Origin of the sequence: Bradyrhizobium sp. BRP56 (assembly GCF_020194035.1) — a bacterium.
GTDB lineage: Bacteria > Pseudomonadota > Alphaproteobacteria > Rhizobiales > Xanthobacteraceae > Bradyrhizobium > Bradyrhizobium australafricanum.
This window is the reverse complement of the sequence record NZ_JADYVV010000017.1, coordinates 17,825-40,007: the sequence shown is the minus strand read 5'-3', so window position 1 is coordinate 40,007 and position 22,183 is coordinate 17,825. Positions and strand designations below refer to the sequence as shown.

Below are 22,183 nucleotides of genomic sequence, written 5' to 3'. Positions count from 1 at the left end.
GCTATGTTCCCAGACGCCTGAGGCCCGTAACCGCCCGCAAGCCGCCCTTGCCTTGCCCAATTGATGCGAACTCTGTGGTGAGGAAATGAAGTACACCTTCTTCGGTCGGAAGGACTAGTCGGCCCTCCATGCCGTTCGCGAGCGCGTTCCCCGTCTCGCTGAGACTGTATTGATCCTTGTCAACAAGTTCGAGGCGGAGAAGCCCTTTTCCTGTCAGATTGTGAAGAGCCTGGGACTGTATCCCACCCATCTTGCCGTAAAGGATTGGCGGTGACGGATACTTCAGAAAGGTTTGGTCGGGCTTCGCGACTTTTAGGGAGTTAAACGCACGCCGCACGTCAGCCGTCATGTGCGTGAGGTGCAGTAGACTTGGATTGGCCAGATAAAAGTCTGAGATAAACAGACGATCGCGAGTGGGTGCCGCGCCCTTCCATCTGACCAATAAGGCGAGATAGCGACGTATCGTATCATAGACATCAAGTTGGGCGTACCACTGGCGATAGCTCATGGCTTGTCCCATCGGATATGACAACGCTCAGTCAGGAAATAGAGCGCATTCATGATCGTTACAGATGTCGCGTTCTTGTCGGCATACTTCGCGCTGAGCGGATCCACCACATGCGTTTGAACGGCCGCTAGAACCGTTGCGTTGTCGGCTCCTCCGCAGATTAGCGGATGGAAGATCAAGTTCTGAAAACGCTGCTCAATGTCGGCGAGTAGATTGTTGTACAGCGTGGCGGACGCAGTCTTTAGTCCGTGCTTCGCGAACGACCGCGCAAACTTGTTCTGTGCATCATTGGCGTAGCCGTACTCGTGCTCACGCCCTGCCGCAGTCATCTTCTCAAATAGGTCTCGCCGATCGCGAGTGCTTCCCTCGCCTAGATTGTCGTCGTCAAATGGCGCAGCCTCGTCCAGTTCAGCGACGGTGACCACGGGCACCAGCTTCTTTAGCTTTCGCAGAACACTCGTATAGACCAAGCTGCTGCGGCTGCTCGGCTTACAAATATTCAAATGATCCGCATCGATCGGAACAGGCATGCTTGCGTTGACACCGGGATCGGCACTTTTTGCGTCCACGATCACCGCCAGCTTATTAGTTTTGTGCATCTCGTGGTAAGCGGTGACATGGATGTTGCGAGTCTGACAAAACGTCCGAAAGCTGGCGTTGAGTTCATCAAGTTGGGAGCTGTCTTCCAGGAGCTTGTCAACGTGCGGAGAACTGAAGCACCCGGAGAAGGTTTTTAGAACGTCAGCCAGACTGGAGCCGCTATGAGGGGTGGCAAGGAACAGCACACCCCAACAGTTGTCTGCGACCTTGTGCCAGTCTTCGTCAGGCGACTCCTTAGCCGTGCGGAGGATTTGCTTAACGAGAAGGCCTCCCAAGCTGTGACAAACGAAAACGAGTGGGCGATTCCCGAACTCGTATCCCGCCAAAGTTTCGAGGACATTCTTCGCGCGTTGGTAAAGGTCCATTTCCTTCTTTGCCCATTGAGCAAAGAGGCTTGCCGGATAGCCCAACGTGTAAAAATTGAGATGCGGAAGATCGGTTACTAGCCATTTCGGCCAGTAAGGTCCCTCCGCTTCCTGGGTTCCTTGAGACGACCACGTTTCGACAGGGTCACCGGTTAGACCATGTACGAAGATGACGTCCGCGGAGTCGCCGTTTGCTGAAATTGTTGCAAAGAAGGTCGAGCTAGTGGACAAGCGAAACTCATTGAGTCGGGAATTTACAACCTAAAAGATACCGCAGTTTGCGCAAGTTACGTAAGATGTTTTGTCCTAGACTAAGGTTGGGTCGTTCAAAGGCCGGCTTCGTCGCGAAACCCGACTGAGGCAACAGCAATAGTAGCGGGCCTCGCCACCGGCATGGGGGTTCCTGCGAATTGTGAACAGTGGCAAGAAAGAAGCTGCAAGCTCAAGGGTCCAAAGGTAATCTGCATCCAACTCGCCACCCAAGAGTGCCACACAAAAACAGATCGCCGGATCGAAAAGTACAATAAAATCAATATCAAGCAGGGTTGCTGCCTTAGTTCAATCCTGTCTGGCAGCACCAGGATCTTCATCGCGCTGCGACTGAACCGAAGACCTCCCCGACTCCCACTATCCCCTCGCCAAAGACAGCCCTCCGTTCTTTCGTACGAAAAATCTACTTTTGGTTGATTTTCGGCCGGAGCTATACTTCTATGTAACTGTAGTTACATGGCGAATTTCAAAACTCCGCAATACGATAGGGAATTGGGGGATTTCACGTGCGCATCAAAACCTTGCTGCCGACGGCTCTTGCGCTGTTGGCATCCTCGTCCGCATTTGGCTTTGAGTTGGTCGATATTGAGCGTGCTTCGGGCTCGCCGCCGGTCATAAGAGCCTTCGACGGTCCCAGGGACGTCTTCGAGTACGATCTCAAGGTCCGCAATCTCTGCGACAATGCGCAGAGCCTGAACAACGTGGCGTCGGGCTGGGTCGGAGCGAAGCGAACCGGCAACATATTCCAGGACGGGTTCAATATTCACGACCGGTCTGTCGCCCTTGCGGCCGTCGTCACGTTCCCGAACGCCAAGAGTGACCAGATCAAGCAGGTCAAGGTACCGATCATAGCGAAGGCCAACTTTGGCGACGTTCAAATCCAGAACTGCGAAGGCACCATCATCACCGACGTCCCGGCGAACGCGAAAGTTAGGCTGCACTTTGAGTACAAGCAGTCGGACACCATTCGATTCAATGACCCGACGAAGTTTGTGAGCGGGATTGCGACGGTCGGCACCAGTGCGGTCGCGTTGGGCTCCTTGGCCACGGGCACCGGTATTGGATCGGCGATCGTTCCTGTCGTCTCCTATCTGGAGAAGAACAGCAACGCCATCACCACGCTCAACAACGGGGTGAACTCCATCATGGCGTCGTTTGCGGAAACCAGATCGCCCGACCCCAGGCAGTATGAGATCAGGTCAACCGCCAGCAACATCAGTTACAGAAGCGGCCGAAAGACCGTCATCTCGATCGACAAGATCGTGCGTGACACCGGGCCGGATCTTGACGGCGGAAACGGCTGGCTCGGAGTGGACAGGGCCTTTTCCGATCGCTACGGCGAGCTTCAAAGCCAATTCAACAATGCCCAGAATGCGGTTGATTCTCCCTGGTCGGCAAATCTGCCCAAGTTCTGCGCCAAGCTCAGAAGCTATGTGGATGGCGCGACCAGGGGAGACCGCTTCGCCTCGGCTCTCGGTATCGGATTTCACGCCTTCTACAACTCGACGGAGTATGGCGGGAAAACCTGTCTGAACTCATGGGAAATCGCCGCGCTGAAGGCGCACCATTTCGCTCCGCCGTTCCCTGGTGCCTGGCCGACAAATGCGACGACATCCGAACCTGTGGTGGCAGCACGGTCTTCGCCCAAGCCGTCCGGCAAATCCGCCCGGATGGCCAACGCTCTCGCCTCGCGCTGATGATCTGAACTCACCCTGCCGGCACCGAACGGAGGCGCCGGCAGGACGTGGCTACCGCCTCTCAGGGAGGATTATGCGATCCGGTTCCGGCGGCTACCGCCGGGCCTGAGCCGTCACGTGACCGCTCTATTGAGATCGCTATCCGCGCTTCCGCGGATCAATGCGCCAGCAGCGCGCCCATCCCGCCGATCGTCAGCACGACGTAGAACGCGAACACACTGCCGACCCATTTCCAATCGATCTGATCATGTTCGGGGCTGAGGCTTTCGATGATGCCGTGCATGATGGTTTCCTTCAGAAGCGTTTTCGAGCGAAGTGGGTACCCCTTCGCGTGAAGAAAACGCGTCAAAACAAGAATCTGGAGCCCCGTTCCGATTCAATCGGAACGGAAAAGGCTCTAAAGCGCGATGAGATTAGGTTGAATCGTCATCGCGCTTTAGCTCTTTGTTTGAGCATGATCTTTTCGGAAAACCGCTTCGCACTTTTCCGGATCATGCTTTAGAAGTCGCCTGCGTGGGGTATAACCCGCGCCTCGAGCACGTCATGTGACTCACTTCACATTTTGCTATCGCGGAGCGGACCCAAGCGTGACCGGCCCAGAACTGAAGAAACTGCGCGAACATCTCGGCGAGGCGCTGGGCCGCGAGCTGACGGCGGCGGACATGGCCAAGCTGTGCGGGCTATCGGCCGCCGGCGGCGCCGAGAAGCTGCGCAGATGGGAAGTCACCGGCCCGACCCCGAAGGTTGCCGCCGTGCTGCGCGTGCTGGCGATGGCGAGCGAGCGCTATCCGATCCTGGAGAAGTTCGACGTGTTCGATCGCCACGACGTTCCGGTCAGCGATCGCGCCGCGCGCCGCCAGGCGTTCCGCGAGCAGATGCGTGACGACGTGCGCAAGCGACTGGCCTAAAGCGCGATGAGATTAGGTTGAATCATCATCGCGCTTTAGCTCCTTGTTTGAGCATGATCTTCTCGGAAAACCGCTTCGCACTTTTCCGGATCATGCTCTAGCCGACGGCTTGGTTAACAGGAAATGCGCGCCGCGCGCACCGCGTTAAGCCTTGCTTCATTCCACCTTAAGCGTTCGTTAGGCACAACAAAACGTTTCGCCGCAATGGCTGCGACTTAACGCTCCGCGCAGCGTTCCGGTGACTGCATTTTATTCAAATGCGGTCTAACCCATCGCCGTGGATGGCGCCATTCACGCTGCGCCTCATGACTTGTCCGGAGACTGCCCCCATGAAGAAGTTCCTGCTCGCAACCGCCGCCGTCGCGGCGGCCGTCGCTGCCTTTGGCGCGACCGCCAACGCCGCCGATTTCAACCGTGGCTATTATCAGAAGGCGCCCGCGCCTGTTTACGCCGCTCCGCTCTACAACTGGACCGGCTTCTATCTCGGCGGCCATCTCGGCGGCGTGTTCTCCCAGAACAACAATTTTAACGGCCTCGCGCTGTCCGACTCCGACGCGCGCTTCATGGGCGGCGTGCAGGCCGGCTACGACTGGCAGCTGTCGCCGATGTGGGTGATCGGCCTCGAAGGCCAGTATTCCTGGGTCGGCGGCCATCAGCTCAACGCGATCTTCCCGGGCGGCTACGTCTACAACAACAACCAGCGCGGCATCGGCTCGATCACCGGCCGCGTCGGCTACACCTGGGGTCCGGGCCTGATTTATGTGAAGGGCGGTTATGCCTATTCCGACAACAACGAAACGGTGACGCTCGGCGGCGCGCCGGTCGGCTTCACACTCAGCGACAACCACAGCAACGGCTGGACCATCGGCGGCGGCGCCGAATACATGTTCGCGCCGAACTGGTCGGCCAAGGTCGAGTACCAGTACTACGACTTCGGCGACAGCCGCTTCACCGCGCCGGGCGCGCTGGTGCCGGTCGGCAGCTTCCACAATGACGAGCACACGGTGAAGGCGGGCCTCAACTACCGCTTCAATCTCGGCAACCTCGGCGGCCCCGCTTACGGCCGCTACTGAGAGCACGCCCACAACCAACAGTGGAAAAGGCCGGCGCAAGCCGGCCTTTTTACATCCGATCGCGTGCATCGATTCCGCACAGCGAACCGAGACGTCGCCACTGCGCGGCAGCCCTGAAAAATCCCGCAGATCGTCGCAATTTTCCCGATTTTGTTAACCGGCTGCACCGATACTCCCGCGCCGGGGAAACATCCAAGAGTAGTGGCCAAGGATAGTGGCCAAGCGTAGTGGGCCAGGGGGCACAGGGGCAATGGCGTTTCGGTTCAAGCTCGGCAAACCAAATCTCAAGCGTATCCATCTGCCGCAGATGGGCGTCAGGGGCAGCCTGTTCGCGGCATTCGCGGTCATCGCAGGCATGGCGCTGGTGATCAGCGCAGGCGCCGGCATCGTGCTGCATCAGCTCGGCGGCACCATGACCGATCTTTCTGGCCGCGACATTCCGCGGCTTGCCGCGAGCCTGCAACTTGCCGCGCAAAGCGCTTCGCTGGCGGCGCAAGGCCCCGGCCTGCTCGCCGTGCAGAGCGACGACGCGCTGAACGACCGCACCAAGAAGGTGCAGGACGTCGCACGGCTCACCAACGCCAAGCTCGGCGAGATCATCGAGCTCGGCGCCGACAAATCCGTGGTCAGCGCGCTGCAGGAGAACGTCAAGAACACCGACGAGGCGACCAAGAGCCTGATCTCGGCGGCGCGTGAGCGGCTCGAGGTCGGCGCGCTGCGCGACAAGCAGTACAACGCGCTGCGCAAGGCGCAGGCGGCGTTCGTCTCCGCCGCAAGTCCGGCGATGCTTGACGCGCAGACCCGGCTCAACGCCATCCTCGCCGCGGCCGAAGTCTCCGCTGACGACGCCACTGAAGCGGCCCGCACCGTCGGCCAGATCAGCAACGTGCTCGCCGCCGGCAATCTGATGGCCGCCGACATGACCGCGGCGCTGTCAGCCAATTCCAGCGAAACGCTCGATGCGATCGAGGCCGAGTTCAAGGCCGGGCGCGAACGCGTCAAGTCCAACCTCGAGGACCTGCCGAACAATCCCGCGATCGTTGCGGTGCGCGACACCGCTTCCAGGCTGCTCGTGCTCGGCGAAGGCAAGACCGGCGTGTTCAAGATCCGCCAGAAGGAGCTCGACGCGATCGACTACGGCCAGACCATCCTGGAAGAAACGCGCAAGCTCAATGTCGGGCTCGGCATCAGCGTCCAGCAGCTGGTCGACGCGGTGCAGAAGGAGACCGACAGTTCGACCTTCCAGGCACAGCAGCAGATCTCGCTCGCCACCATGGTGATGATCGGCCTCGGGGCGCTGACGCTGGTCGGCTCGTTCCTGTTCGTCTGGCTCTATGTCGGACGCAACATCCTGCGCCGCATCCGCGGCCTGCAGCGCTCGATGCAGCTGTTGTCCGACGGCGACCTCGACACCGAGATCCCGCAGAGCCGCCAGCGCGACGAGATCGCCGTCATGGCCGACGCGCTGCAGGTGTTCCGCGAAAGCATGGTCGAGAGCCGCGAGCTCACCGAAAACCAGAACAAGGACCGCAGCGCCAAGGCGGAGCGCGCCTCGCGCATGGAAGCGCAGATCGTCACGTTCGAATCCAACGTCCGCAGCGCGCTCGGCAGCCTGCAGACCGCGGCGAACTCGATGCAGTCGACCGCGCAGAGCATGTCGGCGACCGCCGACCAGTCGAGCGCATTGGTCAACGCCGTCGCGTCGGCCGCCGAGGAAACCTCGGTCAACGTGCAGACGGTGTCGGCCGGCACCGAGGAGCTGTCGTCCTCGATCCAGGAGATCGGCCGCCAGGTCGTCACCTCGGCCGAGATCGCCCGCAAGGCGGTGGAGGAAGCCAGCGCCACCGACAGCACGATGCAGGGGCTTGCCGACAATGCCGCACGCATCAGCGTCGTGGTCGACCTGATCCAGACCATCGCCTCGCAAACCAACCTGCTCGCGCTCAACGCCACCATCGAGGCGGCGCGCGCCGGCGAGGCCGGCCGCGGCTTTGCCGTGGTCGCCTCCGAGGTGAAGAACCTCGCGAGCCAGACCGCAAAGGCGACCGAGGAAATCCGCCAGCAGATCGTCAGCATGCAGGAGGTGACGACGACGGCGGTCTCCGCCATCCGCAACATCTCGAGCACGATCGGCGAGATCAACGACGTCACCACCGCGATCGCCGCCGCGGTCGAGCAGCAGGGCGCGGCGACCCGCGAGATCGCCCGCAACATCCAGCATGCGGCGGGCGGCACCAGCGAGGTGTCGAGCAACATCGTCGGCGTCTCGACCGCCTCGGCCGAGGCGGGCACCGCCGCCGGCGAGGTGCTGAGCGCCTCCGACGCACTGCGCCGCGAGGCCGACGTGCTGCGCTCGGAGATCGACGGCTTCCTGTCGAACATCCGCGCGGCGTAAGGCAGATATTCCGTAACCCGGATGAAGCGCAGCGAAATCCGGGACCACGATTTGTCTTCCCCTTCCCCCTGAAAGGGGGAAGGTCGGGATGGGGGTTCAGCCGCAGGCGACGCTCTATGTGGAGAGAGCAGATCCCCACCCGCTTTGCTCTGCGAGCAAAGCGACCTCCCCTTTTCAAGGGGAGGTTTGTCCGGATTGCGCTTCGCTTCATCCGGGCTACGGAATTCCGGCGACTTCCCAACGAATTCTCCGGACGACTATCTGATTTTTCGGCTGGCGCGGCGGCCCGTGTGCCGCTAAGCCGGTAGCATGCATACGAAGACCGACCCCGTGCACTCCTCGGCGGAGGCACTGCGATACCCCTGGGAGAACCATCCCGGCCACGACCAGGTCGTGGAGGTAGCTCCCGGCGTGCTGTGGGCGCGGCTGAAGCTGCCGTTCCGCCTCAACCATGTGAACATCTATCTGCTCGCCGACGGCGACGACTGGACCATGGTGGACGCCGGCTTCGGCAATGAGGAATCGATCGCGGCCTGGACCACGCTGTTCGAGGGGCCGCTGAAGCACGTCAAGGTCACCCGCCTGATCGTGACGCATTCGCATCCCGACCATGTCGGTCTCGCCGGCTGGATCACCGAGCGCTTCGGCTGTCCGCTGTTCATGTCGCAGGTGGAATATCTGCAGTCGGTCTATCACCAGAACCGCGGCACCGAGGAGCGGCGCAACGCGCAGCGGCTGTTCTTCCGCCGCCACGGCATGGACGAGGACCTCACCGAGAAGCTGCTCGGCCGCGGCCAGGACTATTTGAAGCGCGTGTCGGTGCTGCCGCCGTCCTATCACCGCCTCACCCATGGCGACGAGGTCGTGATCGGCACGCGGCGCTTCAAGGTGATCACCGGCGGCGGCCACGCGCTCGACCAGGTGATGCTGTATTGCGCGGCCGACAAGCTGTTCCTGTCCGCCGACCAGGTGCTGAGCAAGATCTCGCCCAATGTCAGCGTCTGGGCGGTCGAGCCCGAGCAGAACTCGCTCGGCGAATATCTGGCGTCGCTGGCGAGCCTGACCACCACCCTGCCCTACGACGTGATCGTGCTGCCCGGCCACGGCGTGCCGTTCTACGGGCTGAAGACCCGGATCAAGCAGCTCGCCGATCACCATGAGGAGCGCTGCCGGCTGATCGCCGAAGCCTGCCGCGAGGTGCCGCAGACCTCCAAGGAGCTGGTGCCCGTGGTGTTCCACAAGCACGTGCTGGACGAGCACCAGATGGGCTTCGCCGCCGGTGAGCTGGTCGCCCATGTCAATTACATGCTGGTCGAGGGCCGCCTGACGGCCGAGATGCACGCCGACGGCATGCTGCGCTTTAAGACCACCTGAACCCGGCCGGGCGGCAAGGCGTCGCCCGGCGATTTGACCGAAATCGAGCCGAACGGCCCCGGCTAGGGCAATTTGCCCAACTGCGGCGCATGCCCAGATGTGGGTCAGTGCATGGACATTAGAGCTGGAAAAGCTCTAAGAAGAAGCAGTCATTCCGGTCAGGTTCCGCTTTCTGGGTTTGCCGATGGATTACAGCCAGTTCTTCAATGCCGCCCTCAACCGCCTGCACGACGAGCGGCGCTACCGGGTGTTCGCCGACCTCGAACGGATCGCGGGACGCTTCCCGCACGCCACCTGGCATTCGCCGAAGGGCAGCCGCAACGTCGTGATCTGGTGCTCCAACGACTATCTCGGCATGGGCCAGCACCCCAAGGTGGTCGGTGCCATGGTCGAGACCGCGACCCGGGTCGGCACCGGCGCCGGCGGCACCCGCAACATCGCGGGCACCCATCACCCGCTGGTGCAGCTCGAGGCGGAACTTGCCGACCTCCACGGCAAGGAAGCCTCGCTGCTGTTTACCTCCGGCTATGTCTCGAACCAGACCGGCATCTCGACGCTCGCCAAGCTGATCCCGAACTGCCTGATCCTGTCGGACGCGCTGAACCACAATTCGATGATCGAAGGCGTGCGCCAGGCCGGCTGCGAACGCCAGATCTTCCGCCACAACGACGTCGCGCATCTCGAGGAGCTCTTGATCGCCGCCGGTCCCGACCGGCCGAAGCTGATCGTCTGCGAGAGCCTTTATTCGATGGACGGCGACGTCGCGCCGCTCGGCAAGATCTGCGATCTCGCCGAGCAATACGGCGCCATGACCTATCTCGACGAGGTGCATGCGGTCGGCATGTACGGCCCGCGCGGCGGCGGCATCGCCGAGCGCGACGGCGTGATGCACCGGATCGATATCGTCGAGGGCACGCTGGCAAAAGCCTTCGGCTGCCTCGGCGGCTACATTGCAGGCCGCGCCGAGGTCATCGACGCGGTGCGCTCGTATGCGCCGGGCTTCATCTTCACCACCGCGCTGCCGCCGGCAATCTGCTCGGCCGCGACGGCTGCGATCCGGCACCTGAAGACCTCGAACTGGGAGCGCGAGCGCCACCAGGACCGTGCCGCCCGCACCAAGGCGATCCTGACCGCCGCCGGCCTGCCGGTCATGTCGAGCGACACTCATATCGTGCCGCTGTTCGTCGGCGATCCCGAGAAGTGCAAGCGCGCCTCCGACCTGCTGCTCGAGGACCACGGCATTTACATCCAGCCGATCAACTATCCGACGGTCGCCAAGGGCACCGAGCGGCTGCGCATCACGCCCTCGCCCTACCATGACGACGGCCTGATCGACGCGCTGGCCGAGGCGCTGCTCCAGGTCTGGGACCGGCTCGGCCTGCCGCTGCGCCAGAAGTCGCTGGCCGCCGAGTAACCCTATTCGTTTCCGACCCCGAATTTGGGCCGGCCGTGCATCGCGCGGCCGGCCCTTTGCGTTATATAATCCGGTATCCGGCCCCTTCCCCGGCCTGGACGGAGATAAGCAGCGATGCTGCACGACTGGGGCGTAATCGCCACGGCGTTCGCCTACATCGGATTGTTGTTCTTCATTGCCAGCCGCGGCGACCGCAGCTCGCCGGGCGAGCGCGGCCGCGCCAGCCAGTGGATCTACCCGCTGTCGATGGCAATCTACTGCACCTCCTGGACCTTCTTCGGCTCGGTGGGCTTTGCCACCCGCACCAGCATCGACTTCCTGGCGATCTATGTCGGCCCGATCGTGATGGTCGGACTGTGCACGCCGCTGCTGCGCCGGGTGATCGCGCTCGCCAAGTCGCAGAACATCACCTCGATCGCCGACTTCATCGCCGCGCGCTACGGCAAGAGCCAGGCGGTGGCGGCGACCGTGGCGCTGATCGCGATCATCGGCTCGGTGCCCTACATCGCGCTGCAGCTGAAGGCGGTGGCGGCGTCGCTGGAGACCATCCTGAGCGAGGACCAGGCGTTCTCGAAAATTCCCGTGATCGGCGACATCGCGCTGATGGTGACGCTGGCGATGGCGGTGTTCGCGGTGCTGTTCGGCACCCGCCACAGCGACGCGACCGAGCACCAGCACGGCCTGATCCTCGCGATCGCGGCCGAGTCCATCGTCAAGCTAGTCGCCTTCATCGCCGCCGGCGCCTTCGTCACCTTCTGGATGTTCTCGCCGGTCGAGCTCTACGAGCGCGCCCTGAAGACGCCGGAGGCGGTGCGCGCGATCGAATATGTGCCGTCGATCGGCAATTTCCTGATCATGACGCTGCTGTCGTTCTGCGCGGTCATGCTGCTGCCGCGCCAGTTCCATGTCAGCGTGGTGGAGAATTCGACACCCTCCGAAGTCACCCGGGCGCGCTGGCTGTTCCCGCTCTACCTCATCGCCATCAACCTGTTCGTGATTCCGATCGCGATCGCCGGCCTCGTCATCTTCCCGTTCGGCGCGGTCGATGCCGACATGTTCGTGCTGGCGCTGCCGATCGAGGGCAATTCGCAATTGCTCAGCCTCGCCGTGTTCGTCGGCGGGCTGTCGGCGGCGACCGCGATGGTGATCGTCGAATGCGTCGCGCTGTCGATCATGGTCTCCAACGACATCGTGCTGCCGCTGGTCTTGCCGCGCAGCGACGACGCCAGCGCCGGCCAGAAGGACTTTGGCGATTTCCTGCTGAAGGCGCGCCGCTTCTCGATCTTCGCGATCATGGTGCTGGCGTATTTCTACTATCGCGCGCTCGGCAACACCCAGCTGGTCGCGATCGGCCTGCTGTCGTTTGCCGCGATCACCCAGCTGGCGCCGGCGTTCTTCGGCGGCCTGTTCTGGCGCAGAGCCACCGCACGCGGCGCCATGGCGGGCATGCTGGTCGGCTTCGCGACGTGGCTCTACACGCTGTTCATCCCGAGCTTCCTGGAAACCTCGACCGCCGGCCTGATGCTGCTGCAGCACGGGCCGTTCGGGATCGAGGCGTTGCGGCCGCAGGCGCTGTTCGGCGCCGACCTGCCGCCGCTGCTGCACGGCGTGCTGTGGAGCCTTGCGCTCAACATCCTCACCTATGTGCTGTTCTCGCTGGCGCGCGCGCCGTCCTCGATCGAGCTGTTGCAGGCCGACGTGTTCGTGCCCAACGCGCTGGCCCCGATCGCGCCCAGCTTCCGGCGCTGGCGCACCACGGTGACGGTGGAGGACATCCAGAGCACGGTGACGCAATATCTCGGCCCCGACCGCACCCGCGAGGCCTTCGCCTCCTTCGCCGTCGACCGCAACATCGTGCTGCTGGCGTCGGCTCCGGCCGATTTCGAGTTGCTGCAGCATGCCGAGCGGTTGATCGCCTCCTCGATCGGGGCCGCGTCCTCGCGCCTTGTGATGTCGCTGCTGCTGCAGCGGCGCACGGTGTCGGCCAAGGCCGCGCTGAAACTGCTCGACGACTCCCACGCCGCCCTGCACTTCAACCGCGAGATCCTGCAGACCGCGCTCAATCACGTGCGCCAGGGCATCGCGGTGTTCGACGCCGATCTGCAGCTGATCTGTTCCAACCGCCAGTTCTCCGAATTGCTGGGGCTGCCGCCGCATCTGGTGCAGCTCGGCATCCCGCTGTCCGAGATCCTCGAATTCATGGGCGCGATCAGTCCGCCCGCGGCCGACGGCGACAGCCTGCTGCAGGCTCGCCTGCGCGCCTACACCACTGAGGGCGAGCCCTATCTGGAACGCTTCACCGACCGCCATCTGGTGATCGAGGTGCGTGCCAACCGGATGCCGGGCGGCGGGCTCGTCATCACCTTCTCCGACGTCACGCCGAGCTTCGAGGCGGCGGAGGCGCTGGAGCGCGCCAACGCGACGCTGGAAAAGCGGGTGCGCGACCGCACCGAGGAGCTGACGCGGCTAAACTCGGAGCTCGCGCTCGCCAAGGGCATTGCGGAAGACGCCAACGCCTCCAAGACGCGGTTCCTGGCGGCCGCCAGCCACGACATCCTGCAGCCGCTCAATGCGGCGCGCCTCTACGTCACGAGCCTGGTCGAGCGCCAGAACGGCGGCGAGGATTCCCGCCTGGTCGAGAACATCGACGACTCGCTCGAGGCGATCGAGGACATCCTGGGCGCGCTGCTCGACATTTCCAGGCTCGACGCCGGCGCCATGACGCCGGCGATCACCAGCTTCCGGATGGCCGACCTGATGCGCTCGCTGGAGATCGAGTTCATGCCGATCGCCCGTGACAAGGGCCTCGATCTGCGCTTCGTACCGTGCTCGCTGCCGGTCGAATCCGACCGCTCGCTGCTGCGCCGGCTGCTGCAGAACTTCATCTCCAACGCGATCAAATATACCCCGCGCGGCCGCGTCTTGATCGGCTGCCGCCGCCGCGGCACCACGCTCCAGATCAGCATCTTCGACACCGGCGTCGGCATTCCCGTGCAGAAGCGCGGCGAGATCTTCAAGGAGTTCCACCGCCTCGAGCAGGGCGCCCGGATCGCCCGCGGCCTCGGCCTCGGCCTGTCGATCGTCGAGCGGCTGGCGCGGGTGCTCAACCACCGCATCGCGATCTCGGCCAATGTCAGCGGCGGCTCGGCGTTCTCGGTCACCGTGCCGGTCGCGACCGCGGTCAACCATACTGCGGCCGTCACCACCGCCACGCCCCTGTCGAAGACGCCGATGAGCGGCTCGCTGATTGTCTGCATCGAGAACGATCCCGCCATCCTCGACGGCATGAAGACGCTGCTGACGGCGTGGGACGCCGAGGTGATCGCGGTGCTCGACGCCGACGGCGCGATCAGCGCGATCGAGGCCGCCGGTGGCCGCGTCACCGGCGTCCTCGTCGACTACCATCTCGACCGCGGCAACGGCGTCGCCGCGATCCGCGAGATCCGCCGCCGCTTCGGCGACGGCATTCCGGCGATCCTGATTACCGCCGACCGCAGCCCCGCGGTGCGCGCCGCCGCGCGCGAGGAAAATATCGCGGTGCTGAACAAGCCGGTCAAACCCGCCTCGCTGCGCGCCCTGCTCGGACAATGGCGCACCCAGCAGATGGTGGCGGCGGAATAGCGCGCGGCGGCGCAATCCGGGCGCGCATCTCGCTTTGGATCATGATGCGAATAGGTCGAATCGCATCATGAAGGCGCCGCAAGGACACTGCGCTCCCTCCCGCAAGCGCGAGTGGTGAAGCGAGCCTGCGCAGTGGCCGGCTCAACCGAAAATCACATGCTCCAGCAAGATCGCCAGGTGTCGGTTTAGTTCGGTCCCATTCCGGCCGACGCCGGGTGCCCCGGCACCTGAAAGCGCTTGCCTGTGTCGATGACGTTGGTTCCGTCGACCTTGAGGATCGAGAAATCCTGGCTGAGGTAGTTCCCGACCAGGATGTATTTTCCGTCAGGCGTGAAGACCGCGGCCTCAGGCAGTCCGCCGACTTCGATATCTCCGGTCTTGGTCACTTTCTTGCCGTCGATCTTCAGGACCGAGACGCTGCCGTTCTTCTCATGGAAGAACGCATTCTTCATGTTCGAGCCGCGCAGGATCACCGAGACTGCGAGATCCCCCTTCGGACTGACGCCAAGCCCCTCCGGTCCATCGCCGACCACCACGCGATCGATGATGCGCGGCGGCTTCGCTTCGAGATCGATGACGCTGGCCGTGTCGACGCTGCCGTCCGACGCGCCTGAGTTGCCATTGTCCGACGTCAACGCGATCTTGCTGTTCGGGGTCACTGCAACATTGTAAGGCCATTGGCCAGCCGGCAGGTCTATCTTGGTGTAGGTGACTTTGTCGCCGGCGATATCGAGCACCGATATCTTGTGCCCGGGAAAACGCGCGACCAGCGCGTGCTTGCCGTCTGGCGCGAACGCGACATGTGCGACACTGTCAGGCATCGATATCGTGTCGGTGATCTTGACGTCAGTGCCGTTGACCGAAAGTACGCTGATCGAATTGTCCCCGCGGTTGGCAACCAACGCCATCTTGCCATCGGGACTGAAGCTCAAGCCTGATGGCTGCTTTCCGCCGGCAATGGTCGCTGCCAGCTTGGGCGGGGTCGCCTTGAGATCGATCACATAGATCTTGTTATCCGGCACCTGCTTCAGAGCGTCGCCTTCCTTCACCACGTCGACCGAATCCGCGACCAGCGCCACGGTTCCGGTCGGATCGATAGCGACGTTGACCGGGGGGCCGACTACCGAGTTCTTCAATGGGAGAGAAGCCGCAATCTTCGGGTTCTCGGGATCGGCGAGATCGATGATCAGCACTTGATCCTTGCCGGGCGCGGACAGCACCGGCTTGCCGTCGTCGTCCCACAACAGCTTCTCGTCCAGGCCGACGATCATCAGGGGCTTGGCCTGAGCGCAATTGAAAGAGCTGGTACCGAGAAGGATTGCCGCAGCCAGAGATAGTCCGGCGACGCGAGTGACGGAATTCATGGCGTTCTCCCCAAAAGCACGCGGCCTCTCACGGGCCGATGCCAGACAGGATACTCGGTTTTCGACCGATGCGCAGTTTGAATGGGATCTGGATGGCTTCGCGAAAGCGTGCCATCGGGCGCGCTTTCGCGCCCCTTTTTTCAATGCCGTGGCCCGAGCCCGGCGATCACAGCTGGAGTTGCTCGGGACTACGTCGGCGGCGTGCCCTGGCGCCACTGGCCGCCGGCGATCTTGGCGGCGGCGATCACGGCTTGGGTGCGGCTTTCGACGCCGAGCTTCTGCAGGATCGCCGAGACATGGGCCTTGATGGTGGCTTCGGAGACGCCGAGCTCATAGGCGATCTGCTTGTTGAGCAGCCCCTCGGACAGCATCATCAGCACCCGCACCTGCTGCGGGGTCAGCGTCACCAGCCGGTCGCGCAGCCGCGTCATGTCGGGATCGCCGGCCGCCGACAGATCGGTGTCCGGCGGCACCCAGACGTCGCCCTCCATCACCTTCATGATGGCATCCCGCAACGTCTCGACGCCGAAGCGCTTGGGGATGAAGCCGGAGGCGCCGAAGTCGAGCGAGCGGCGGATGGTTCCGGCATCGTCACTGGCGGAGACGATGACGACGGGGATCGCAGGGTACTGCGCCCGCAGATAGATCAGGCCGGAGAAGCCGCTGATCCCCGGCATGCTCAGATCGAGCAGGATCAGGTCAACCTCGGAGTCCCGCTCCAACAGCGCGGTCAGGTCCTCGAACGATCCGGCCTCGCTGATCGTGGCCGATCTCACGACGCTCGACACCGCCTGACGCAACGCATCGCGGAACAGCGGATGGTCGTCGGCGATGACAAGATGAGTATTGGCAGCAGCAGTCATCTCAGTCCCACAAGCGGGCTTTAGGCAAACCCGCGTCGCTCGGTTTTCGCCCGCGCGGCAGTATCACGCAAGCGCTTGATAATACCAGATGCCAACGCGGTTAACCCGCGCAGCTTGTGCGCCGCAATAGACGCCTGCGGAGGCGTTCCATCCTGCTCTTCCTTCAGAAGATAGGTTCGATCCTGAAAAGGCCAAAAGTCTTATTGGGGCGGGTTTCACTGCGATGTTACCTTCATCTCAAGCCGAGGGCCTATTCGGGCCTCACCCGCCAGCCGGGGGCGAGCATGGCAGCAATATTTCGGGGGGAGCAATCCAGATGTCCACTATGACTGCAACTTCGGCGCGGCCCGCCGGCATGACAAAGGATGAGCGTTTCGTCATCCTCGCGTCGTCGCTCGGTACCGTGTTCGAGTGGTACGACTTCTATCTCTACGGTTCGCTGGCCGGCATCATCGGCGCGCAGTTCTTCTCGGACTATCCGCCGGCGACCCGCGACATCTTCGCGTTGCTGGCATTCGCCGCGGGCTTCCTGGTGCGCCCGTTCGGCGCGATCGTGTTCGGCCGGGTCGGCGACATCGTCGGCCGCAAATACACCTTCCTCGTCACCATCCTGATCATGGGTCTGTCGACCTTCATCGTCGGCCTGTTGCCCAACGCCAAGACCATCGGCATCGCGGCGCCGATCATCCTGATCTCGCTGCGCCTGCTGCAGGGCCTCGCGCTCGGCGGCGAATATGGCGGTGCCGCGACCTATGTCGCTGAGCATGCCCCGCCCGGCAAGCGCGGCTACTACACCTCGTTCATCCAGACCACGGCAACGCTTGGACTGTTCCTGTCGCTGCTGGTGATCCTGTTCACGCGAACCCTCACCGGCGAAAAGGACTTCGCCGACTGGGGCTGGCGCATTCCGTTCCTGGTGTCGGTGCTGCTGCTCGGCATCTCGGTCTGGATCCGGCTGCGGCTGAACGAATCGCCGGTGTTCCAGCGGATGAAGGAGGAGGGCAAGACCTCCAAGGCGCCGCTGACCGAGGCCTTCGCGACCTGGAGCAACGCCAAGATCGTGATCCTCGCGCTGCTCGGCCTGACCATGGGCCAGGCGGTGATCTGGTACACGGGCCAGTTCTACGCGCTGTTCTTCCTGCAATCGATTCTGAAGGTCGACGGCTACACCGCCAACCTGCTGATCGCCTGGTCTCTGTTGCTCGGCACCGGGTTCTTCCTGGTGTTCGGCGCGCTGTCGGACAAGATCGGCCGCAAGCCGATCATCCTGGCCGGCTGCCTGATCGGCGCACTCACGCTGTTCCCGATCTTCAAGATGATCACGACCAACGCCAATCCGGCGCTGGAGAAGGCTTACGAGTCGATCAAGGTTCAGGTCGTTGCCGATCCCGCCGGCTGCGGCGATCTGTTCAACCCGGTCGGCACCCGCGTCTTCTCGGCGCCTTGCGACACCGCCCGCGCCTTCCTTGCCCAATCGTCGGTGAAATATTCGACGGTGCCGGGCCCGGCCGGCTCGCCGGTGAAGATCCTGATCAACGACAAGGAAGTGCCGTATACGGACGCCAAGACGTCGAACCCCGCAATCCTCGCGGCGGTGCAGGCGGCGGGCTATCCGAAGCCGGGTGACGCCGGCATCGTGAAGATGTCGCACCCGTTCGATGTCTTCCGTCCGCAGGTGGCCGCGGTCATCGGCCTGCTGTTCATCCTGGTGCTGTACGTCACCATGGTCTACGGCCCGATCGCCGCCATGCTGGTCGAACTGTTCCCGACCCGCATCCGCTACACCTCGATGTCGCTGCCCTATCATATCGGCAACGGCTGGTTCGGCGGCCTGCTCCCGGCGACCGCGTTCGCGATCACCGCCTCGACCGGCGACATCTACTCCGGTCTCTGGTATCCGGTCATCTTCGCCGCAATCACCGTCGTGGTCGGCGCGCTGTTCATTCCGGAAACCAAGGACGTCGACATCACCAAGACCTGACCGTCGACATCGCGATCAGAATGCATCGGCCGCGGAGCGATCCGCGGCCGATGTCATTTGGAGGCCAGGTCTTGAAAGATAGGTCGCGCGCGTCAGCGCGTGGCGCCGATGAATTGCAGCACGATCTCGCGCCGGTGCGGACGGGCGCGATGCTCGATCAGATAGATGCCCTGCCAGGTGCCGAGCGCCATCTGACCGTCGAGCACGGGGACCTGCAGCGAGGTCGCCGTCAGCATGGTCTTGATGTGCGCCGGCATGTCGTCAGGGCCTTCGGTGTCGTGACGCCAGCCGCCGTCTTCGGGCGCTGCACGGTCGAGCGCCGTCTTCAGATCGACCAGCACGGTCGGATCGGCATTCTCCTGGATTGTCAGCGAGGCCGAGGTGTGGCGGATGAACAGCGTGACCGCACCCTCGCCGGCACGCGCCTCGCGCAGGAATTTGGCGACCTCGCGCGTGATGTCGGTAAAGCCGGCGCCCGACGTTTCGACCGCCAGGCGCGACGACACGATGCTGGTTGCCGCGACGGAGGATGGCGCCGAGTGCGACATTTGCTTCGATGAACTCATCTTACCTCTAGACCGTCGTCCCGGCGAAGGCCGGGACCCATAACCACCGATGTTCATTGGTTACGCGAGATATCAACTCCGGGTCGTCGAAATCGAGAGGCTACGGCGTATGGGTCCCGGCTTTCGCCGGGACGACGCTGGAGAGACGGCGCCAGCACAACATCAAATCTTGCCGCCATTGACGTCGCGCTGCACGCGGTTGGCCATCTCGATCAGCCGCCGCCAGGCCCGCTCCACGAACGACATCATGCGATCCATGTCGCGGTCGCTCGGCAGCGGGATCTCGATCTTGCGCTCGCCCTCGGCGACCTTCGGCTCGCTCTTGGGCTCCGGCTTCTTCAGCTGATCGGATTTCGGCAACGCCTCGTCGGTCTTGGCCGACGGTGCGCGCGCGGCGAGCTCACCCTTGAGCTTGTCATTGTCGGCTTGCAGGCGCCCGACCTCGGCGTCCAGCGCCGCCCGTTCGTCCGGCACCATGTAACAGGCCCAGCCGGCGCTGGAATTGGTGCAGGTCGACACCGCGCCGGTGCGCGTGTCGAGCCGCAGGAAACCATCGCCGGCGGGTGATAATGCGTAGCGGCCGTTTTCGGTGTCCGGCGCGGTTTGCGCGATCGCCGCGCCGCCGCTTGCGATCAGGATGGCAGCAATTGCGATGGACAATTTCGATGGCGACATCGCGATGGGCATGGCTTGCTCCGCCTCAACCTGATTCCTGCCCTAGACCACAGAGCTATAGGGCTTGCGGCCCGACTTCAACGCGTCTTCGAGCAATTCGATCCGGTCCTGGCCCCAGAACACCTCGCCATCGAGCACGTATCCGGGCGAGCCGAACACGTCGGCGTCCAATGCATTCTGGCGATTCTGCTCATAGGCCGCGCTGATGGCTTCAGTGCCGGAGCGCTCGACCAACTGCCGGCCGGGCAAACCGGCATCGTCGGCGAGCTTCACCAGCGTCTCAGGATCGGCAAGATTAAGCTGCTGCTCCCACACCGCGGGATAGGCCCGTTGCAGGAACGGCTCGGGGTCGAGGCCGGACTCGAGCATCGCGATCACCACGCCATCGGCGAGGCGCCCGTTGAACGGCCAGTTGGCCGGCTGCAGATGAAAATTCAGCCCGCGCTTGTCGCGCCAGCGCTGCAACTCGATCATCCGATAACGCTGCCGCACCGGATGGCGCTTGGCGAGCGGCAGTCCGCCGGTCTCCGAGAACAGATCGACCAGCAGCACGGGTCGGTAATTTACCTTGAGATCGTAAGTGCTTACGAGTCGAACGAAGGGCTTGTGGCCGATATAGGCCCAGGGGGATTGCAGCGAGAAGTAGTAATCGATCTGGCGCGACATGCGGAACCTGACTGCGTGAGAGGACGGGACTTTCGGCGATCCCAGCAGAGCGGGAACAGCCACGCAATATCGCTCAATGCCACGCAAGCTGTTGCACTGCGATCACTGCGTCACTCTGACCTTGAATATCTCCAAATAAAACCAGCAGAATCAAAGCAATAACTGGTTACGACGCAATCTTGACTTGATTAGACGCGGTAAGTATGGTCCGCGCGGCTTTTGACGGGGACGGGCGCAATTTCCATCATCCGCGGCATCGGTTAGTGTTTCCAGCATGGCTGAGAACACCAACGACGGCGCAAATGGAAGTCGCGATCAATCGCCTCCTGACGAAGCTGCGCTTTCCGCAAGGCTCGGAAGTCTCGATCATCGGTTGTCAGAAATTCGCGACAGCCGCAGGAGCAAGACTGATCAATCCGGTAATGAAAGCGGGGACAGTGCGGCCAGAGCTTCGGCTATGGCGCTCGGTTTTCGTCTTTCCTCGGAGCTGATCGCGGGCGTTGCCGTCGGAGCGGCGATTGGCTGGGGGTTCGACCGTTTGCTGTCGACGTCGCCATTCGGCTTCATCGTGTTAACGCTGCTCGGCTTCGTCGCAGGGGTGGTCAACGTGGTGAGGTCCGCGGGCGTGGCCTCGGGCAAGCGCTGAGCGCTGGCGGGAAGTCACGACATTTGAAATTCGATTACCGGCACGATAGCCGGTGGACCAAGAGCCGCGCGGATGAAAATCGACCCGATCCACCAGTTCAATATCGAGCCCCTCTTCACGCTCGGCCACATCGGCAATCATACGATCGCCTTCACCAATTCCTCGCTCTTCATGCTCATCGCGGTGCTGCTGATCGCGCTGCTGATGCTGGCGAGCGGCCGGGAACTGGTTCCGGGACGGCTGCAGTCGGTCGCCGAGATCTCCTACGAGTTCGTCGCCACCACGATTCGCAGCACGGCCGGCGCGGAAGGCATGAAGTTCTTCCCGCTGATCTTCTCGCTCTTCATGTTCCTCTGCGTCTCGAACCTGGTCGGCGTCATCCCCTACACCTTCACGATCGCGAGCCACCTGATCGTCACCGCGGCGCTCGCGCTCTTGGTGTTCTTCACCGTCCTGATCTACGGCGTTTACAAGAACGGCCTGAAATTCTTCAGCATCTTCGTCCCCCACGGCGTTCCGATCTACATCCTGCCGCTGGTCATGTTCATCGAGATCCTGTCGTTCTTCCTGCGGCCGGTCTCGCACAGCGTTCGTCTGTTCGCCAACATGCTGGCCGGCCACATCGCATTGAAGGTGTTCGCGGGCTTCGTCGCGATGCTCGGCTTCTCGCTGGGCGCGCTCGGCTGGGTCGGCGGCGTGCTGCCGCTGGCGCTCACCATTGCGCTGTACGCGCTCGAACTGCTGGTCGCGTTCCTACAGGCCTACGTGTTCGCGATCCTGACCTGCATCTACCTCAACGACGCCATTCATCCGGGACACTAAGCGGTCCGGGGAATCTCCACCCACCAATCTGTCTATCTTTCTCAAGGAGCTACATATGGAACCGGCAGCAGCAAAACTTATCGGCGCGGGCATCGCGTGCATCGGCATGGGCGGCGCGGGCGTCGGCGTGGGCATCATCTTCGGCAACTACCTCGCCGCTGCGGTGCGTAACCCGTCGGCCGCTCAGGGCCAGTTCGGCAACCTGATCTTCGGCTTCGCCGTGACCGAAGCGCTCGGCATCTTCTCGCTGCTGATCGCGCTGCTCCTGCTGTTCGTTCCGCTCTGAGCGGCACCCCGGTTCCGCTCTGCGGTAACCCGGTTCCGCTTTGCGGTAACCCCTTCGCGCCGCCCAAAGGTCGTTCCAAAGACCATCCC

Annotated in this window: 19 protein-coding genes; 11 read left to right on the top strand and 8 right to left on the bottom strand. The window is 62.9% G+C overall.

All coding sequences use genetic code 11. The annotated features are described in order from the left end of the window. Nucleotide 1 precedes the first annotated feature (1 nt). Together I6F38_RS14480 and I6F38_RS14475 are read right to left on the bottom strand one after the other, a co-directional pair. Nucleotides 2-508: an ABC-three component system middle component 5 gene (locus I6F38_RS14480; RefSeq protein ID WP_225160810.1), complete on the bottom strand. Its 507-nt coding sequence runs from the start codon at nucleotides 506-508 to the stop codon at nucleotides 2-4. Then, the gene (locus tag I6F38_RS14475; protein WP_225160809.1) at nucleotides 505-1,704 is read right to left on the bottom strand and encodes an ABC-three component system protein; all 1,200 of its coding nucleotides are present in this window, start codon (nucleotides 1,702-1,704) and stop codon (nucleotides 505-507) included. The genes I6F38_RS14480 and I6F38_RS14475 overlap by 4 nt, the downstream gene beginning before the upstream one ends. A gap of 545 nt (nucleotides 1,705-2,249) precedes the next feature. On the opposite strand from I6F38_RS14475, the gene I6F38_RS14470 reads away from it, so the two are divergent. Continuing rightward, a complete protein-coding gene (locus tag I6F38_RS14470) occupies nucleotides 2,250-3,440 on the top strand; it encodes a hypothetical protein (protein WP_225160808.1) in 1,191 nt (396 codons plus the stop codon). Nucleotides 3,441-3,597: 157 nt separating this feature from the next. Here the strand turns inward: I6F38_RS14470 and I6F38_RS43985 are convergent, their stop codons facing one another. After that, nucleotides 3,598-3,723, bottom strand: a complete 126-nt coding sequence (locus tag I6F38_RS43985; RefSeq protein ID WP_256521266.1) for a hypothetical protein — start codon at nucleotides 3,721-3,723, stop codon at nucleotides 3,598-3,600. A 304-nt stretch (nucleotides 3,724-4,027) separates the two neighbouring features. Here I6F38_RS43985 and I6F38_RS14465 point away from each other — a divergent pair, with 304 nt between their 5' ends. From I6F38_RS14465 to I6F38_RS14440, 6 genes are all read left to right on the top strand, one after another. After that, nucleotides 4,028-4,348, top strand: a complete 321-nt coding sequence (locus tag I6F38_RS14465; RefSeq protein WP_225160807.1) for a hypothetical protein — start codon at nucleotides 4,028-4,030, stop codon at nucleotides 4,346-4,348. A gap of 329 nt (nucleotides 4,349-4,677) precedes the next feature. Further along, the gene (locus I6F38_RS14460) at nucleotides 4,678-5,421 is read left to right on the top strand and encodes an outer membrane beta-barrel protein (RefSeq protein ID WP_076830931.1); all 744 of its coding nucleotides are present in this window, start codon (nucleotides 4,678-4,680) and stop codon (nucleotides 5,419-5,421) included. Nucleotides 5,422-5,671: 250 nt separating this feature from the next. Next, a complete protein-coding gene (locus I6F38_RS14455) occupies nucleotides 5,672-7,816 on the top strand; it encodes a HAMP domain-containing methyl-accepting chemotaxis protein (RefSeq protein WP_225160806.1) in 2,145 nt (714 codons plus the stop codon). Between the two features lie 309 nt (nucleotides 7,817-8,125). Next, nucleotides 8,126-9,190, top strand: a complete 1,065-nt coding sequence (locus tag I6F38_RS14450; RefSeq protein WP_225160805.1) for an MBL fold metallo-hydrolase — start codon at nucleotides 8,126-8,128, stop codon at nucleotides 9,188-9,190. Between the two features lie 184 nt (nucleotides 9,191-9,374). Next, nucleotides 9,375-10,604, top strand: coding sequence for a 5-aminolevulinate synthase (gene hemA, locus I6F38_RS14445; RefSeq protein ID WP_028338945.1), 1,230 nt, complete (start codon nucleotides 9,375-9,377; stop codon nucleotides 10,602-10,604). A 114-nt stretch (nucleotides 10,605-10,718) separates the two neighbouring features. Beyond that, on the top strand, nucleotides 10,719-14,225 hold the full coding sequence (locus I6F38_RS14440; RefSeq protein WP_225160804.1) for a PAS domain-containing hybrid sensor histidine kinase/response regulator: 3,507 nt from the start codon (nucleotides 10,719-10,721) through the stop codon (nucleotides 14,223-14,225). 185 nt (nucleotides 14,226-14,410) lie between these two features. Here I6F38_RS14440 and I6F38_RS14435 read toward each other — a convergent pair whose 3' ends face one another. Together I6F38_RS14435 and I6F38_RS14430 are read right to left on the bottom strand one after the other, a co-directional pair. Then, nucleotides 14,411-15,589, bottom strand: a complete 1,179-nt coding sequence (locus I6F38_RS14435) for a YncE family protein (RefSeq protein WP_225160803.1) — start codon at nucleotides 15,587-15,589, stop codon at nucleotides 14,411-14,413. A gap of 188 nt (nucleotides 15,590-15,777) precedes the next feature. After that, nucleotides 15,778-16,452, bottom strand: coding sequence for a response regulator transcription factor (locus I6F38_RS14430; protein WP_028338948.1), 675 nt, complete (start codon nucleotides 16,450-16,452; stop codon nucleotides 15,778-15,780). A 355-nt stretch (nucleotides 16,453-16,807) separates the two neighbouring features. Here I6F38_RS14430 and I6F38_RS14425 point away from each other — a divergent pair, with 355 nt between their 5' ends. Beyond that, nucleotides 16,808-18,433 (top strand): MFS transporter, encoded by a 1,626-nt coding sequence (locus I6F38_RS14425; protein WP_225160871.1) that lies wholly within the window; start codon nucleotides 16,808-16,810, stop codon nucleotides 18,431-18,433. 92 nt (nucleotides 18,434-18,525) lie between these two features. On the opposite strand, the gene I6F38_RS14420 is transcribed toward I6F38_RS14425, so the two are convergent. The 3 genes from I6F38_RS14420 to I6F38_RS14410 form a co-directional block, all read right to left on the bottom strand. Then, the gene (locus tag I6F38_RS14420; RefSeq protein WP_225160802.1) at nucleotides 18,526-18,999 is read right to left on the bottom strand and encodes a secondary thiamine-phosphate synthase enzyme YjbQ; all 474 of its coding nucleotides are present in this window, start codon (nucleotides 18,997-18,999) and stop codon (nucleotides 18,526-18,528) included. Nucleotides 19,000-19,161: 162 nt separating this feature from the next. Then, on the bottom strand, nucleotides 19,162-19,686 hold the full coding sequence (locus tag I6F38_RS14415; RefSeq protein WP_225160801.1) for a hypothetical protein: 525 nt from the start codon (nucleotides 19,684-19,686) through the stop codon (nucleotides 19,162-19,164). A gap of 30 nt (nucleotides 19,687-19,716) precedes the next feature. Next, on the bottom strand, nucleotides 19,717-20,340 hold the full coding sequence (locus I6F38_RS14410) for a 2-hydroxychromene-2-carboxylate isomerase (RefSeq protein WP_225160800.1): 624 nt from the start codon (nucleotides 20,338-20,340) through the stop codon (nucleotides 19,717-19,719). A 274-nt stretch (nucleotides 20,341-20,614) separates the two neighbouring features. Here I6F38_RS14410 and I6F38_RS14405 point away from each other — a divergent pair, with 274 nt between their 5' ends. From I6F38_RS14405 to I6F38_RS14395, 3 genes are all read left to right on the top strand, one after another. Then, nucleotides 20,615-20,986, top strand: coding sequence for an AtpZ/AtpI family protein (locus tag I6F38_RS14405; RefSeq protein WP_028338953.1), 372 nt, complete (start codon nucleotides 20,615-20,617; stop codon nucleotides 20,984-20,986). Nucleotides 20,987-21,058: 72 nt separating this feature from the next. Beyond that, nucleotides 21,059-21,808 carry a F0F1 ATP synthase subunit A gene (locus I6F38_RS14400; RefSeq protein WP_016847053.1) on the top strand — a complete coding sequence of 250 codons (750 nt, stop codon included), beginning with the start codon at nucleotides 21,059-21,061 and terminating at the stop codon, nucleotides 21,806-21,808. 55 nt (nucleotides 21,809-21,863) lie between these two features. Further along, on the top strand, nucleotides 21,864-22,094 hold the full coding sequence (locus I6F38_RS14395; protein WP_016847054.1) for a F0F1 ATP synthase subunit C: 231 nt from the start codon (nucleotides 21,864-21,866) through the stop codon (nucleotides 22,092-22,094). Nucleotides 22,095-22,183 lie beyond the last annotated feature (89 nt).